Source organism: Chitinophaga cymbidii (genome assembly GCF_007992715.1).
Lineage (GTDB): Bacteria > Bacteroidota > Bacteroidia > Chitinophagales > Chitinophagaceae > Chitinophaga > Chitinophaga cymbidii.
Map to the genome: position 1 here is coordinate 996,799 of NZ_BKAU01000001.1, position 15,070 is coordinate 1,011,868.

14 protein-coding genes are annotated in these 15,070 nt (G+C 41.3%); 7 read left to right on the plus strand and 7 right to left on the minus strand.

Annotation, left to right across the window (positions count from 1 at the left end; translation table 11 throughout):
• Window positions 1-123: 123 nt before the first annotated feature.
• Window positions 124-1,716 carry a TlpA family protein disulfide reductase gene (locus CCY01nite_RS03895; RefSeq protein ID WP_146857981.1) on the minus strand — a complete coding sequence of 531 codons (1,593 nt, stop codon included), beginning with the start codon at window positions 1,714-1,716 and terminating at the stop codon, window positions 124-126.
• Between the two features lie 507 nt (window positions 1,717-2,223).
• Here CCY01nite_RS03895 and CCY01nite_RS26535 point away from each other — a divergent pair.
• The 5 genes from CCY01nite_RS26535 (at window position 2,224) to CCY01nite_RS03915 (ending at window position 8,535) form a co-directional block, all read left to right on the plus strand.
• Window positions 2,224-2,394, plus strand: coding sequence for a hypothetical protein (locus CCY01nite_RS26535; RefSeq protein WP_186830883.1), 171 nt, complete (start codon window positions 2,224-2,226; stop codon window positions 2,392-2,394).
• A 336-nt stretch (window positions 2,395-2,730) separates the two neighbouring features.
• Window positions 2,731-6,249, plus strand: coding sequence for a SusC/RagA family TonB-linked outer membrane protein (locus CCY01nite_RS03900; RefSeq protein ID WP_146857982.1), 3,519 nt, complete (start codon window positions 2,731-2,733; stop codon window positions 6,247-6,249).
• A 160-nt stretch (window positions 6,250-6,409) separates the two neighbouring features.
• A complete protein-coding gene (locus CCY01nite_RS03905) occupies window positions 6,410-7,819 on the plus strand; it encodes a RagB/SusD family nutrient uptake outer membrane protein (RefSeq protein ID WP_146857983.1) in 1,410 nt (469 codons plus the stop codon).
• Window positions 7,820-7,961: 142 nt separating this feature from the next.
• On the plus strand, window positions 7,962-8,303 hold the full coding sequence (gene tnpA / locus CCY01nite_RS03910; RefSeq protein WP_146857984.1) for an IS66 family insertion sequence element accessory protein TnpA: 342 nt from the start codon (window positions 7,962-7,964) through the stop codon (window positions 8,301-8,303).
• Window positions 8,284-8,535: a transposase domain-containing protein gene (locus CCY01nite_RS03915; protein ID WP_146857985.1), complete on the plus strand. Its 252-nt coding sequence runs from the start codon at window positions 8,284-8,286 to the stop codon at window positions 8,533-8,535. Before tnpA ends, CCY01nite_RS03915 begins: the two co-directional genes overlap by 20 nt.
• A gap of 672 nt (window positions 8,536-9,207) precedes the next feature.
• On the opposite strand, the gene CCY01nite_RS03920 is transcribed toward CCY01nite_RS03915, so the two are convergent.
• The 6 genes from CCY01nite_RS03920 to CCY01nite_RS03945 form a co-directional block, all read right to left on the minus strand.
• The gene (locus CCY01nite_RS03920; protein ID WP_146857987.1) at window positions 9,208-9,519 is read right to left on the minus strand and encodes a hypothetical protein; all 312 of its coding nucleotides are present in this window, start codon (window positions 9,517-9,519) and stop codon (window positions 9,208-9,210) included.
• 212 nt (window positions 9,520-9,731) lie between these two features.
• Complete coding sequence (locus CCY01nite_RS03925; RefSeq protein ID WP_146857988.1) at window positions 9,732-10,049, minus strand: hypothetical protein; 318 nt, start codon at window positions 10,047-10,049, stop codon at window positions 9,732-9,734.
• Window positions 10,050-10,555: 506 nt separating this feature from the next.
• Window positions 10,556-10,882, minus strand: coding sequence for a hypothetical protein (locus CCY01nite_RS03930; protein WP_146857990.1), 327 nt, complete (start codon window positions 10,880-10,882; stop codon window positions 10,556-10,558).
• Between the two features lie 99 nt (window positions 10,883-10,981).
• Window positions 10,982-11,428, minus strand: a complete 447-nt coding sequence (locus tag CCY01nite_RS03935) for a MauE/DoxX family redox-associated membrane protein (RefSeq protein ID WP_146857993.1) — start codon at window positions 11,426-11,428, stop codon at window positions 10,982-10,984.
• 39 nt (window positions 11,429-11,467) lie between these two features.
• A complete protein-coding gene (locus tag CCY01nite_RS03940) occupies window positions 11,468-11,845 on the minus strand; it encodes a hypothetical protein (protein ID WP_146857995.1) in 378 nt (125 codons plus the stop codon).
• A 169-nt stretch (window positions 11,846-12,014) separates the two neighbouring features.
• Window positions 12,015-12,986: a helix-turn-helix domain-containing protein gene (locus CCY01nite_RS03945; RefSeq protein WP_146857997.1), complete on the minus strand. Its 972-nt coding sequence runs from the start codon at window positions 12,984-12,986 to the stop codon at window positions 12,015-12,017.
• A gap of 289 nt (window positions 12,987-13,275) precedes the next feature.
• On the opposite strand from CCY01nite_RS03945, the gene CCY01nite_RS03950 reads away from it, so the two are divergent.
• Both CCY01nite_RS03950 and CCY01nite_RS03955 read left to right on the plus strand, forming a co-directional pair.
• On the plus strand, window positions 13,276-13,848 hold the full coding sequence (locus CCY01nite_RS03950) for an RNA polymerase sigma factor (protein ID WP_146857999.1): 573 nt from the start codon (window positions 13,276-13,278) through the stop codon (window positions 13,846-13,848).
• Between the two features lie 37 nt (window positions 13,849-13,885).
• On the plus strand, window positions 13,886-15,031 hold the full coding sequence (locus CCY01nite_RS03955) for a FecR family protein (RefSeq protein WP_146858001.1): 1,146 nt from the start codon (window positions 13,886-13,888) through the stop codon (window positions 15,029-15,031).
• The last annotated feature ends 39 nt before the right edge of the window (window positions 15,032-15,070 follow it).

Here is a 15,070-nt window from a genome sequence, read left to right on the forward strand (position 1 = left end):
ATAACTGTACTGCTTTTCGAGATGGGAGGTGCTACGAAACCAGGTACGTTTTCGTTATACTATAATGATCTCAGTAAGGTGTTTTGGGGAGAGTACATTGGATGAAGATGATATCTTTGATAGTTACTTAGTTCGTTCTCTTATGTGAGGTGAAGCTGCCGACGCTATAGGCTTTGCCAGGGCTTCCTCTATTTCTTTCATCAATCCCTGTTCACTAAGTAAGGGAGTACCGCGCTGAACCAGGATGCCATTCTTATCAATAAGGAAGGGTGATGGGTATCCGGTGATGTTATAATGGCGAATAAAAGGATGTTGGGTTCCCTGTCCATCGGTGTATAAGTTGGTAGCATGCTCACCCGTATAGGCTCCTCCTTTGAGTCCTCTTAACCATAGATCTTTAGTTCCGTCTATACTGATGGTAATAAATACGACATCGTCATTTTTTTTATATGCTTCTTCTACTTTAGAAAGCACACCTTTGTAATATGCTGCGCATCCCCCGCAACCGGAATACCAAAGATCGATAAAAACGACTTTCCCTTTTAGGTCAGCAATTGAAATGTATTTACCACTAGCGTCAGGAAGGGAGAATTCCTTGATAGGCGATCCTAAAGCTGCCCTATTAATATATTCTTGCAAGATAGTGTAGTAATTATAGTTGGAAACAGTTTTAAGCATGTCTTTAACTATTTCCTGTTTATCTGGTCGAAGAAAATAATCTACGCTATTGCCGGTAAAATAATTACTTAGTATTAAGCGATCACGAAAATCGCCTGAATATCTTGATCTAATAGTTTCATAGGCTCCCTGATAACTGGTATTTATTCCATTTCTGATAAAATCATTAATTATTTTATAGTTAATATAGCTTACTAAGTAAGGAGATGTCCACAAGGTTGAATCTGACGTTTTTAAAGTAGCAGGAACGCAGTAGCGGTCGTACAGGGAATTCAACTCCGTACTTCTGCGTAATCTTGTAACAGAATCTGCTCTTTGATTAATACCTGCTAGTCCGTAATATATGTAAAGTTTGTTCCACTTTATCCATGATACGCAGTCAGTCAAGAGCAATGATAGGATATTGCCTTCTATTTTTCCACCATAACATTTTGCTTCTTCTATTGCTTCCTTTTGCAACTTGTCCCAGAGAGTTAATTGGTATTCCGCAAACCCATATTCATTACCATTTAATGAGTACTGTTTAGCTTCGTCAAAATTCACTTTATTTTGAAAAGAGGCCGATGATGTTTTGCTTTTAAGGCGAAAAGCGAAAGTATATTTGTCGGAACCAGCCCCGGAAAATAAAGCCTTATACTTATTGCTATCGAAATTGCCATCACCCGAAGTTACCCTGTTCTTAATTTTACTATATGTTAGGTGTGCTTCAACATTATCACCAGAGTCCATCAGATACAAGGAAAGTACCTCATAAAGTTGACCTTGGAATTTGTATTTATCTAGTCCGAGGGAAAAATAAGTAGGTTCGTCTATATTAGGTATGGAAAACTTAAATGTGCCATCGTGTATGGGTGAGGTAAATTCCCTATGCTTTGTAATGTAGCGCATGGAATAGTCTATCAAGCCGTCCCATATGTACATGGTGACGGTGTCCCCTTCCTGGGCGCCCTCAATGGAACCTGATAATATAGCAGTATTACTCTGCGCTTTTAATTGAACTTGAAACAGCAATAAAATGATAACAAATCTAGGAAACATGTTGTTCTTTCTTTACCATAAGACAACAAACCAGGTAAGTTATAGTGTCAAAAATGGGGAGTAAATTTTGAGGGGGGCTGTGCCGGCATGATCCGGCACCTCCGATGGGGCTGCTGCCCGCTGGCGGGCAGGCTGGTCAGAAGACACAGCCTGGAATACGAAGCCTCGGCAGGTGATTAAGCGCAGCGGCACCTCTGGGGGTGATAGCTCGCACCGCCGACATAGGTTCAGTTGATAGGTCGGAAAGACAGGATCTGGAGGACTTAGTAGGCAGGCTGATAGGTGCCAGAATAGGCAAAGTCGGTCAGAAGGCTTTTTACCACATTCAGGTTGCGTCTTCTGACCAACCTGCTAATAGATTGAGACCACGCTGGCTTCCAGGTCGCCATTGACCGACCAGCTCAAGCCGATGCCGGCTAGACAGCTCATCAGGGGCCGGTTATGAATAGGACTTAACTGCGGTTCTATTGCAGCAGCAAATATTATCTTCCGCATTATTCCTTTGTCATGACCTTTGATCAGCTACAGCTCGCCGCGGTATTCCTCGATGAAAATCCGGAAGTTCCCCAATATATCAAGGGAAGCGATGTAGCGTTGCAATTTTTCTCTCCGGAAAACCTGACGCCGCCGATCAGCCAGCAGCCCCACCACCACGTTGGAGGTGCCGCTATTGCTTAAACACCTTCCAAGGCTTTGACCAGAGAACCCCATTCCAGATCGTGTCTTCTGACCGACCAGCTGACCCTTCGCCAAGGAGCCGTATTCCATGCCGTGCCTCCTGGACCAACCAGCTTCCTAGCTGTGATGCCGGACTCTTACCCATCTGATAATCAATTGGTTGAAAAACGAACTTTTGATATTTTCAAAATGTCATAAAATAATGATAATTTATCTCTGATTTTGACACTGCCGGTTACAAATATTTTGTCTTCTTTTTTATTAGAGGGATTCTTCAAGTTAACCACCAAGTTGTAACTGTATTTATTGTAACTGTAATTTTTCAAAACTAATCGTATGCTGAGAGGTCTACTGCTGTCACTCTTTGTGGGGATATTCTTACCCTGCACTTTTGCTACTGCCAACCAAAATGATAAGAAGTTATCTATTTCCGGCACCTATACTTATAAGGAATTGTTTAGTATCATGCTCCAACAAACGGGCAAACAGGTTTCCTATGCCCACAACACTATTAATGATCAGGAAAAGGTCAAAATTGATCTAAAGGAGGCTACCATCGACGAGGTCCTTACCCTGGCATTGCGGGGAAAGAATATACGCTGGATCTTGTCCGACAACTACATTAGTCTTAGCGCGAACAAGTCTACCAATCCGGATTCAAAGACAATAGCACCTGCAGACACCATACCACAGCATACCATAAGTGGGCTCGTCACAGACACTTTCGGTATTCCCTTGCCTGGAGCCACTGTCTTAGTGCGGGGTAGTTCCCAGGGCACTGCAACCGATGGTAATGGCCGCTTTATACTAAGAAATATTAAGCCAAATGCTGTGTTGGAAGTCGGCTATACAGGATATGAAAAGCGGATCACAGCAGTGGAGGGGCGCAGCGAAATCACATTAATACTGTTGCCTGCTGTAACAGAACTAAGCAACGTCGAAGTATTTTCTACTGGTTACCAGAACATACCAAAAGAAAGAGCAACGGGTTCATTTGTACAGATAGATAACAAGCTATTTAATAGACGCGTAAGTACAAATGTTTTGGATAGATTGGATGGAGTGACCCCAGGGCTGATTTTTAATAGAAACACCCAGGGCGGCCCCCAAAATCAATCTGCTATTGCTATCAGGGGAAGGAGTACCATATTCGCCAATCCTGATCCTCTAATAATTTTGGATAATTTTCCATATACAGGAGATATTAATAATATCAATCCCAACGACATAGAATCCATTACCGTATTGAAAGATGCTGCAGCAGCTTCTATCTGGGGAGCTTATTCAGGCAACGGAGTTATCGTGATCACTTCTAAAAAAGGAAAGTACAGTGAGAAACTAAGTGTATCGGTTAATAGTAATATTACTGTTGGCGAGAAGATCGATCCTTTTTATACGCCACGTATGTCATCAATCGATTTTATTGAAGTGGAGCGTTTTCTTTTTGAACAAGGGGCATACAATGCAACACTAAATAATGTTTCTAGCTATATTTCTCCTGCGGTCGATGTAATGTTCAAGAACAGGCAAGGGTTAATTTCTGATGATGAAATGGAAGCACAATTGAGGGCGCTAGGAACTGGTGATTTTAGAAGCGATCAACTGAAATATGCGTTGCGGAATGCTATAAATCAACAATACAATATTGGTATCAGGGGGGGGGCTATGAACAACCAATATTTCCTATCTATAGGATATGACAAAAATTTATCCGGGATTAGGTATAACAATATGGATAGGGTAACGATCAATGGAAATAATACTTATAGCCTACTCAACAAAAGAATTGAGTTTACAACAGGTTTTATCCTATCGAAGAGCAAGTCAAATGCGGCTCCTATGGCATCCGGGATTATTGGATATGAAAAACTGGCTGACGAAAATGGCAATTTCTTATCAATAGGGGGCAATTCTTTAAGGCAATCTTATATAGACACAGCAGGTAGTGGGCTGCTTTTGGACTGGAATAACCGACCATTGGATGAAATGAGATTGGCAGATAACGTTACTGACATAAATGATATTCGCGTCAATAGCGGATTAAAATTTAAAATTACTAGTGATCTAGAAATAAACGCCCTTTACCAATACGCAAAGGGAACGACTGAAAATAATGTTTATTATAATACTGAAACCTTTACAGCTAGAAATCTGATCAATACCTATTCTCAAATTAATAGGCAAACAGGTATTGTATCCTATAAAATACCCAATTCTGGAATCTTAGATTACAATAGCGCTTCTTACGAATCGCAAAATGTTCGAGGCACTATTAACTATAACAAATCGATAAAGGGTAGGCATAATATTACAGGCCTTGCCGGGTTCGACATATCAAAGAAAATAACGCTCTACGCCCCAGCTAACAGGCTATATGGTTATGATAAGAATTTCGAAACCGCGGCACCTGTAGATTTCTCTGCTTTCTTTCCACTATACTATAGTGCTTTTGGAACAAGCCAAATCCCCAATAATCCCTTTGGAATTGTAAGGAGAAGAATAACAGATAATAATATTTCGTATTTCGCTAACATAGGATATAACTATGATAATAGATATACTTTGACGATCAGTGCAAGAAAGGATGAATCCAACATATTTGGGGTGAATATAAATAATAAGGGGGTTCCGCTATGGTCTATTGGAGGATTATGGCAAATCAGTAATGAAGCTTTCTATAACATTTCATTTCTTCCCTACTTAAGAGCGAGAATCACTAATGGATATAATGGGAATGTAGATCGCACCCTTTCTTCATTTGTGACAGCGAGTAATACAATAGGATATATCAATAGTTATAATGCGCCTGGATTGATAGTGCTTAATCCCCCTAACCCTGAATTGCGGTGGGAGAAAATCAATGTAACGAACTTTGGTGTCGACTTTGGATCGAAGGGAGGTGTCATTGCAGGATCCCTGGAATATTTTACAAAAAAGGGGGTAGACCTGATCGGTAATGCTCCTTTTGCACCCTCTACCGGAATCACCCAATTCAAGGGAAATACTTCCAGATTGAACACAACCGGTTTAGACATCGTTTTAAACACTAAAAACGTTAACAGAAAATTAGTATGGACAACGAATTTTATCCTTAGTATAGCTAAGGATAAAGTGATTGATTATAAAGTGAAAGAAAACAATGTGTCCTTTTATGTGGGGGGAAGTACAACACTATACCCCTTTGAAGGGCGACCATTATACAGTTTGTTTAGCTATAAGTGGGGGGGGGTAGATCCAGAAACTGGCGATCCGATGGGGTATTTGGATGGAGAGCTTACTAAAGATTATACTAAACTATTGACATCCCCTAACTTGGACGAGCTTATTTTTCATGGGCCTAGCAATCCCACTATATTCGGAAGTGTTAGAAATACATTTAGCTTATTCGGGTTTGAACTATCAGCAAATATCATGTACAAATTCGGTCACTATTTTAGAAGAACGTCTTTAGATTATACATCTCTATTTCAGTTAAATTCAGCGAATGCCATATACAATCCAGACTATACAAAACGGTGGATGAAAAAAGGGGATGAAAGTTATACTTCTGTACCTTCAATAGAATATCCAAGAAATCCAAACAGAGCTTCATTTTATAATGGATCAGAAATTCTTGCAGAGAAAGGTGACCATATCAGGTTGCAGGATATTCATCTTTCCTATAATATTGCACTGCCTGCAAGCCTTGAACTCAAAATTAATTCTGTTCGAATATATGGCTATGTCAATAATATAGGTGTACTATGGCGTGCCAACAGATTGGGGATAGACCCTGATTTTGCGCCACGCCTCAATAGCGGTAACGTATATCCAAATGTAAGGAGCTATGCTATTGGGTTGAATGTAGGGTTTTAGCTATAGCCTTCCTTATTACCTTTTGGTGTTAAAATTCCTGGTCGCGTCTTCTGACCGACCAGTACAAGGTAGGAAAAATGATGATAACGTGTAAGAGCATCAGTGGTCGGTCAGAAGACACGACCACGGCAAAATTTAGTAAAATATTAAAAAGTGTAACATGAAAATATCAAATATAAAAGCTGTAATTCCCCAACGCCATATTTTATTTACATCATTGCTAGTCATGTTCATCATAGCACTTTTTACATCCTGCCGTAAAGAGTTACTAAATGAAAAGCCATCGGCCTCATTGACAATCCCGTCAGATATAAAGGACTTTCAGGGAATGTTGGATTATGCACTAGTAATTAATTCAAATAGCCCTTCACTGGGTGAAGAATCTTCAGATGATTTTTATATGGAAGATGCAGTCTATAGTAGCCTAGACGTAAAAACAAGAAATAGCTATATTTGGAAGAGAGATATATTTGAAGGAATTGGTGGTGTGATTGATTGGAACTCACCTTATCAACAAGTGTTTTATGCCAATATAATATTAGATCAACTGAATAGCGTAAAAGATATTGAGAAGAATACCCTTGAATTTAATAGGATTAAGGGGGCTGCGTTATTTTTAAGATCATACGCATTTTGTGATTTACTTCAAACATTTGCATTACCATTTGATGAATCAACTGCGGAAACCGATCTAGGTGTTCCATTAAAACTTTCTTCAGATGTAAATATAAAACCGGAAAGAGCCAGTATTCAACATTGTTATGATCAGATAATAAATGATCTTGTGGCTGCTGAGAACTTGATGACCAATAATGTAGATTATGATCATCCTAATAGAGCGTCAAAGCCAGCAGTATTTGCTTTGCTTTCAAGAATATATCACTATATGAGGAAATACGAGTTGTCTGAACAATATGCAACAAAGTGTTTAAATATTTATAATAATATTGTTGATTTTAATAGCCTTAATACTTCGGCAAGTAATCCATTTGGAGGGGTTAAGGCTGAAGGAATGATTTACCTTAATAAAATTAATCCAGGACTTCTATTTCATTCTTTGCGTAGCAACGCTATAATCGATAGTAGTTTATATATGTCATATGACGATAATGATCTACGTAAGTCAGTTCTCTTCATTATTCGTAATAATAAACCATTTAGGAAAACTTCCATGGGTGGATCTGGGGCTTATTTTACAGGCTTGTCTACAGAAGAAGTTATTCTCAATAGGGCCGAATGTTATGCTAGGTCTGGTAAACACGATCTAGCAATGAAGGATTTAAATGATTTGCTTGTAAATCGATATAAAGCGGATGAGTTTTCCGAACTGACTGCATCTTCAGCAAGCGAAGCTCTTGGACTTATATTAAAGGAGAGAAGAAAGGAGTTAGTTTTCCGTGGTATAAGATGGTCAGATATTCGTAGACTCAACAAAGAAGGCGCTAATATTACATTAAGGCGAATTATCGCGGGAGTTGAATACACTTTGCCACCCAATGATAAACGCTACGCCTTGCCGATCCCTCCAGATGAAATGCTGCTGAATCCAATGCCGCAAAATGAGAGGTGATTGGTCTATGCGTCAAAAACGGATTAAATTGCATGATTTCTCCAATATAGCCATCCCGGTCAAGAACGTGTAAACGCCCGAGTAACAGGGTATTGAAATGCCAGCTATTAAAGAATAGCTTAGCTCTTTGAAATATTGGACTATGGAACAGCAACTGACCCGTCAGGAGGCGAATAATGGCAAGACCATTGTTCGCCGGTCCGAGGAGGACATCCTAAAGCACCTGGATGAGCAGGAAAAGAGCGGCTTCACGGTTAAGGAATACTGTGAGCTTTATGAGATTGTAGAACAGACGTTTTATTCCTGGCTAAAGAAGTACCGGCCCAAGCCAGAGGATGAGGTAAAGGGTTTTGCGCCGATAGAAGTGGTTTCGCCAGTGGTACCGGTCTGGCCGCAGCTCTTTGCTGAGGTTGGCAACATCAAGATCTACAAGGAAGTACCAGCTGAGTATCTAAAATCTACTCATGGATACAAATCTCATTGAAAATTCCATCCGGCCTATCGCCCTGGGTCGTAACAACTACTTGTTCGCCGGCAGCCATGATGCCGCGCAAAATGCGGCGATCATTTACTCACTGCTTGCCACCTGCAAGCTGCATGAACTAAATGCCTACGATTGGCTGAAATACGTGATCACTGTTATGCCCACCTTCCCGGCCAGCCGCATCCAGGAACTGCTACTGCAGAACTGGAAGTCCCTCATCACTGTTCCATAGTTACCAGTATCAAAATAATTGAGCTGCAGGCGCGCCTGGGTACTCCCCGGCCTGTGGTTCATTGAAACAATATTTTCTAATCAAAAAATACCGGCCAACTAAGGCTGATACCTGTAGTAGGCCGAGGGATTACAGAACGTCATCGATTTTGGCCGGGTTTCTTTTTTCATATTACACGGACATCAAAGTTCCTGGTTGTGCTTCTGATGGGCCAGTTGTCCCGCTGGGATTTCCGGCCGAACATAACTTATCGATCAGTATGATCTGTTCAGTTAGGTACATCCATGTAGTGGTTGGTTAGAAGACATAACCACTGCATCAACCTTCGCTATGGCAAATTATGGTCTTTCAAATACTCCAGTGCATGTAAACCAGCGTCCTGCAGGTGCGGAAGCTGTCACAGCATAAACATAACGGCAGAGTTTTACATGTTCTTGTATGCAAGTATAGTTTCCTTCGGAGGGATGCTGTAGTGCGTAATGTCCAGAAAGCCGTTCGGGTGCACTCGGATCGGGTGGAGTTCCATCCGGTGTTATTATTGCCGAATATCCTATACCTCCTTGAACATAGCACGGAGGCTCATTATCAAATGAAAATGCATAAACGCTACCGATACCAAGTATTAGAGCTGCAACTAGTATAAGCAGTTTAATATTCTTCATGCGAAACAATTCAAGGTGTTAAAGAATTTAAAGCCGTGGTTGTGTCTTCTGACCAACCACTATATCTTTTCTCCGATACTGTACAAGGCTTATGCTTTTTACTCCCTCCCTGGGCGCAGGAGGCGGTTCCATCCCCCTGAAAGCCGCAAAAGGTTTCTGACAGGCTCTCCGGGAGTTTAAACTCCGTTGAATCCATTACTAATATGGAAGTAAAAAGCTGCTGAAGATGGCTGGGTAACGTTTGTTCCAGCTTACTGAAGCCGGTAGCCTGCGCCACTGAAGTAATAGATTTTACTGATAATATTTCTCCTAATTTTTCCATTAAACGGCCAATTTGAATGCCAGCACTTGAATGTCGTTTCTTCCTCTATGAAATTTACCAGATAATTCTGGTTGACGGCTATTGTCAGAAGACACCGCCACGACAGAACACCATCGGATAATCAGTTGAAAATGATCAGTATGGTCCCTGTATTCCAACCAACTACCTCAGCCTACCCTAGAACGAAGGAGGGCCACCTCATCAAGCTATTGCTATGGCAAATTGTGAATTCTGGCTCCGGAACATTGAAACCACCTTCCATTTGGAGCTTCTTCAGTGATTGCATATATAAAGCGACATGTTATAGTTGGATTTGTTACACAATTATATGTTCCAATTGCGCCACTCGGATTATATATACCAGGTATTCTGTTAGGATCGCTCGGGTTAGGAGGGGTTCCATCGGGAGTTGTTACAGTTAAATAGCCTATGCTACCAATGACAAAACATGGTGCTTCATCAACAAATTTGAAGGAAAAAATCAAAATTGGAACTAGCATAATCGTTCCAAAAAATAAAATCTTCTTCATTTTTTAGTAGTTGTAATTAGAAAATAGTAAAAATAAGTTAATCCGGCTCATTATAAATCAGATTGCCAGTACAGCGATACCACCTGCCAAATGGATCGAAATCAGTAAAAGCATACACATACCTGCATATTGTTTGATTATTGGCTATGCAACTATATCGATACTCTTCATGTTCGTTATAATGCGATGGAATCCTTTGAACATCGAATGGGTCCGGCGGTATTCCATCAGGCGTACAAGGTTCGTAATAACCAATGCTCCCTGTTTTATAACAGGGATATTCATCTTGGGATAAGATGGCGGAGCTAAAAATGAAGGCGGTAGCAACTAAGTAGCATACCATCATTATTCGTTTCCGATTGGGTAATATCTTTCCCCTTTTTTTCATTGATTAGTTTATCAAGACTTTTCTTTCCTGGTCGTGTCTTCTCTGTTGGACATGAGAGTATCGGCCTGTAATAAAACCTACGGGATCTCCAAAAGAGAGGCCCCGTAGGAATAAATACTTAATCTTCAAATAACACTAAGTTTCCAGTACAAGTAAACCATCTACCTGCCGGTGCCTCGTCAGTTACCGCATAAACAAATCGGCATGTAACTGGGGGATTAGGCACGCAGGTGTGATTGCCGACAATCTCCTCAGTTTGGTAAGTTCCTTGAATTCTTTCAGGAGCAGTAAGGCTGGGAGCCGTACCGTTAGGAGTTATTATTGATGTGTAACCCACACTTCCTTCAACGAAGCAAGGTGGTTCATCAGCAACAGAAAATGCATAAGCTGCACCTACGCCCAGTACCAGGGCAACTGCTAAAAACAAAGATTTGATCTTGTTCATGGTGAAAAATTTAGGGTATTAATAATAAGTGAATTATGGCTATCATTTTGGGGCAGGTGACGGCCTCCCTGCATTACGCGCGTAAATATGTTGCAGTAATTATGCTCTTGCGAATGATCTGTTCGTGGAACTCTGGTCCTTCCTGTGCAGCAGTATTCCTATCACGCCTATGATCACAAAAAAGCTGTTGAAGTAAATGTGCTGAAACCATGTGAGGCTGGAGATCGCGCCACCGCAACTACACGGAATGGCACCTTTGAAGAAAAACCATAAATACACGACATATCCTGTAAAAATGGTCATCAATCCCGTTGCCGTGTATAATGCAAGTTTTCGTGTTTGCGTGAATGCCAGTCCTATGCAAATCAAAATTTCAAATGCAGGTACTGCCCAGGTCATAAATCCGGCAAGCTGATCCGGAAAGGGCTGGTTCAGCATTTGTAGGTAGGATGTTTGATAGTGGGACAGTTTGCTCACACTGGCATATAAAAACATAACGATGAAAAGAAATACGATTATTTCGACAATGATGGCTCTTGCTTTCATGGAGAAAAAGTATGAGTTATATAATATTAGTCTACGATGTTAGTCCGGGCGGATGCTGGCTTTAACACTCCGATCATCCAAATCTTCAATGATCTTATATTCACCGACACAAGAAATCCAAATGCCATAGGTGGCGTCGTATATATACCTGCAATGAAATCTATCATCCACTATACAGGAATAGTCAAAGGCATATGCTCCAGGGATTCTAAACGGTGACGATGGATCAGGAGCTGTGCCATCGGGTGTATACGGAGAGGTATACCCAATGCTACCTACTGAAAAGCAGTCGGCTGCTTGCTCTCCAAATGAAAATGCCATGCCAATACCAAGGGCCAATGCGATTTGAAGCAGGTGCGATTTCATCATTTGGAATTTAGGGGGACCTGTCTGCCTTTTATATGGTTCTGCTTTCATGGAATAGTACCGGGTTAAAAAAAATTACCTTAATCGGATAAGAGTTATACATACTATGGGTATTTACTGACCCTTTTTTATCTGTGTTCTTTCTTTATCAAATGTCATCCTTTATTTTCAAATGTCGATTATCATTTGGAGCATAGATATATTCATTTCAAGCATTTTTCTATCGTAACGAAGAAGGTGGTTTGCCGAATAAGTCTATGAAGGCGCGGGTGAAGTTTGATGCAGAGGAATAGCCCAGCTCTTGTGCTATTTGCTGAATGGGTCTTCTGGTGTGCCGTAGCTGGTAGTGGGCTTTTTCCATCACTTTGGACAGTACAAAGTCGGATAGTGGCATTTCAAATAGTTGCTGAAAATACTTGCTAATGGTGGACGATGACAATGGGTAATGACGCGATAACCAGGCGAGTTTGCCTGTTTGCAGGGAGGGATAGCAGCTGATATAGTTTCTGATTTCCATCAGCGTTTTCTTATGGGGCAATGGCGGCAACGCCTGCATAGCCTTGGCATCGAGAAGAGCTACCTTATATTGGAAAAGCAGATCCTTTACCAGTTCTTTTAATGTGTCGGCATGATCCATAGCCGATGGCGAAAAGCTGCTTAACGTTTGCAGCAGTTCTAGTATAACGAAATTGATCGGGATCGTATACAAAGGGTATCCCGATGCTTCCAAGTTCCATACGCTATTCAGTAATTCCTTAAGTTCCGGTACCATATCCACCAGCTCAAAAAGAAGCTTAGCCGAGAGTTCAAAGTGTATGCTTCGGAACAAGCCGTCCCCAATCACCGCGGTATTGGTGCCTTCTCCTAGGAAGAATATGCCGGCCTCGTTAGGCGACAGCCTGTATTTGTATCCGCCTGTCATCTCCGCAAAAGCAGACCCAGAAATTGTGAACTGAATGGCAGCGGTAGCTGCATGAGCGGTAAGCGCTACAGGCGTAGGACAATGAAAATCGGTGATGTATTGAAAAAGGGAGAATTCCTTAAAAACACTTTCCTGCACGATGACAACGCCTTCAGCCTGATCGGAGTACTGATGGTTTAACCAGGGAAACAGCAGTTTTCGATATTTTTTAGGTACTGGATGGTCAATGAAGATGTTGCCGCTGCCGGCCGTGTTAACATGGAGCTTCATAGCACTGCTTTTGGATTTTGAGGGGTTACATAGTAGGCTTCCTATGTAATGTTCATAATTGTTTGAATGTACGATTTTTCCCTTGCAGAATGCCTGGGAAGGAACTTTATTTTCCACTGCAAAGGCATGGCAGTGAGATGTTGTAGTGACAAAGGGAAGACTTCACGCTATATCTATTTTGTTATTTGATTGTTAAGATAAAATATATGTCAAAATGTAATTTTGTTTAGTCAAAAAAAGGCAGTTGATTAGGTGGTGGTATCTTCAATTTGTTTTAATTTTACACAATATGTTGGCGGAGCATAACGATATCTTGCTGAAATCCTTAAAAGAAGGTGATGCGCGGGCTTTTGGGAAACTATATGAAAAGTATTACCATAGTCTGTATTATAAGGCTTTCAGCATCGTTCGAGATAAGTATATAGCAGAGGACCTGGTGCAGGAGTGTTTTACAGATTTTTACCAGAAAAAGCTGTACAATCATGTGCATACCAGCCTACAGGCTTTGTTATTTATCCGAATAAAACACCAGTGTCTGAATTATTTGGAGAAGGAGAACCGGGAATCCAGCAAGAAGAGAAAATATAGTCATGTTGTCTTGGCGACGGAAAGTATGGATTACGTAGAGCAATATATGGAGAACAAAGCGAAATCTGAGGAGTTTGAAAAGATTCGCCATCATTTGTCTGGCGTACTCGACAAGTTACCCCAGCAACAACATTCCGTATTACTTTCGCTGTACAGGGATGGAGCTACTTATAAAGATAGCGCTCACAGCATGGGTATCAGCTTGAATACGTTTCAAACGTATGTGCAGCGGGCCATTAAAAAGTTACGTCTTCATTTTAACACAGAACAGTAAATAACCCTGATTTGTCAGTATATTTAGCTTTCCACACATGAATAATACATTCGATTTAGAATTGCACGCCCACACGGAAGCACTGGTATATAAAAGATATACAGGCGAGATTTCCGAGGAAGAAGAGGTCGAATTATCGAAGTTGTTAGCTACCCACCCCCATTTGGAAAGCATTCAGCAGGAACTTGACAGACTCATAGCAGCAGGGGTACTGGATAAGACACCACATATAAGCCTCACTTCTTCGCAGCGTGCGGCATTTGAAGATAAGATACACCGATCTTCCAGGATAAGGAAGGTAAGGCAGTGGGCGGTAGCCGCAAGCGTTCTCGTATTATTGGGTGTTGGTGGTCTGTATTTCTTCACCAGAACTACACCCAATAACACTGGCGTAACAGCAGGGATACATGTCGCCACCACTGGCGTGGTGCTCACCACTGCGGATGGACAGGTAATTGCGCTTGGAGAAAAGAAGGAGATTTCTACCCCTCAAGGCAGCATAAGCGCTTCTATGGATTCCATGCTGGTGCAGGGACAAGGAGAGTTAGCCAGCCGGCTCAATGAATTAAAGGTACCGGAAAAACTGGACTATGCCGTTACCTTGCCGGATGGAACTAGGATCAGGCTGAATTCTGCTACTATCTTACGCTTTCCCTTTGCTTTTCAGGGTGACAAGAGAGAGGTGTATATTGATGGCGAAGCGTATTTTACCGTTGCGTCCAACGTTCAGCAGCCGTTTATAGTAAATACGCCTTCAGGGTCTATCGAGGTATTAGGAACAGAATTTAATGTGAATACCTATGTCGCTAATCGGCTGATCACGTCGCTGGTATCAGGCGCCACCATCGTTCACAGCGAAAAGGAGAAAATGCAGCTTTCGCCAGGTCAGGAAGCTACCGTTTTAAAGGGGAATGCTATTGAGAAGGCGTCTTTTGATCCCTCTACTACTTTATCATGGATGAAAGGCGTATTCTATTTTGACCAAGCGCCATTAAAGGAAATAACTTCTATGGTAGAACGCTGGTATGGGTACAAGGTGGTATTTGACGATCTAGCATTGAGAGATATTTTACTTACTGCTCACCTGAATAAGCACCAGCCGATACAAAGTTTTTTAACAATGCTGCAAAATACCACCTCTATAAAGTCCTATTTTAAAGAAGGAAGTTTACACCTACATTGATCTGCGCATAGTTTTCCCCCGATTATTATTCATTTTTAT

Coding starts and splice junctions, on each gene's coding strand:
- CCY01nite_RS03905 (WP_146857983.1), top strand. CDS start 6,410: ATGAAAATATCAAATATAAAAGCTGTAATTCCCCAACGCCATATTTTA.
- CCY01nite_RS03925 (WP_146857988.1), bottom strand. CDS start 10,049: ATGAAGAAGATTTTATTTTTTGGAACGATTATGCTAGTTCCAATTTTG.
- CCY01nite_RS03940 (WP_146857995.1), bottom strand. CDS start 11,845: ATGAAAGCAGAACCATATAAAAGGCAGACAGGTCCCCCTAAATTCCAA.
- tnpA (WP_146857984.1), top strand. CDS start 7,962: ATGGAACAGCAACTGACCCGTCAGGAGGCGAATAATGGCAAGACCATT.
- CCY01nite_RS03935 (WP_146857993.1), bottom strand. CDS start 11,428: ATGAAAGCAAGAGCCATCATTGTCGAAATAATCGTATTTCTTTTCATC.
- CCY01nite_RS03955 (WP_146858001.1), top strand. CDS start 13,886: ATGAATAATACATTCGATTTAGAATTGCACGCCCACACGGAAGCACTG.
- CCY01nite_RS03915 (WP_146857985.1), top strand. CDS start 8,284: ATGGATACAAATCTCATTGAAAATTCCATCCGGCCTATCGCCCTGGGT.
- CCY01nite_RS03895 (WP_146857981.1), bottom strand. CDS start 1,716: ATGTTTCCTAGATTTGTTATCATTTTATTGCTGTTTCAAGTTCAATTA.
- CCY01nite_RS26535 (WP_186830883.1), top strand. CDS start 2,224: ATGACCTTTGATCAGCTACAGCTCGCCGCGGTATTCCTCGATGAAAAT.
- CCY01nite_RS03920 (WP_146857987.1), bottom strand. CDS start 9,519: ATGGAAAAATTAGGAGAAATATTATCAGTAAAATCTATTACTTCAGTG.
- CCY01nite_RS03945 (WP_146857997.1), bottom strand. CDS start 12,986: ATGAAGCTCCATGTTAACACGGCCGGCAGCGGCAACATCTTCATTGAC.
- CCY01nite_RS03900 (WP_146857982.1), top strand. CDS start 2,731: ATGCTGAGAGGTCTACTGCTGTCACTCTTTGTGGGGATATTCTTACCC.
- CCY01nite_RS03930 (WP_146857990.1), bottom strand. CDS start 10,882: ATGAACAAGATCAAATCTTTGTTTTTAGCAGTTGCCCTGGTACTGGGC.
- CCY01nite_RS03950 (WP_146857999.1), top strand. CDS start 13,276: ATGTTGGCGGAGCATAACGATATCTTGCTGAAATCCTTAAAAGAAGGT.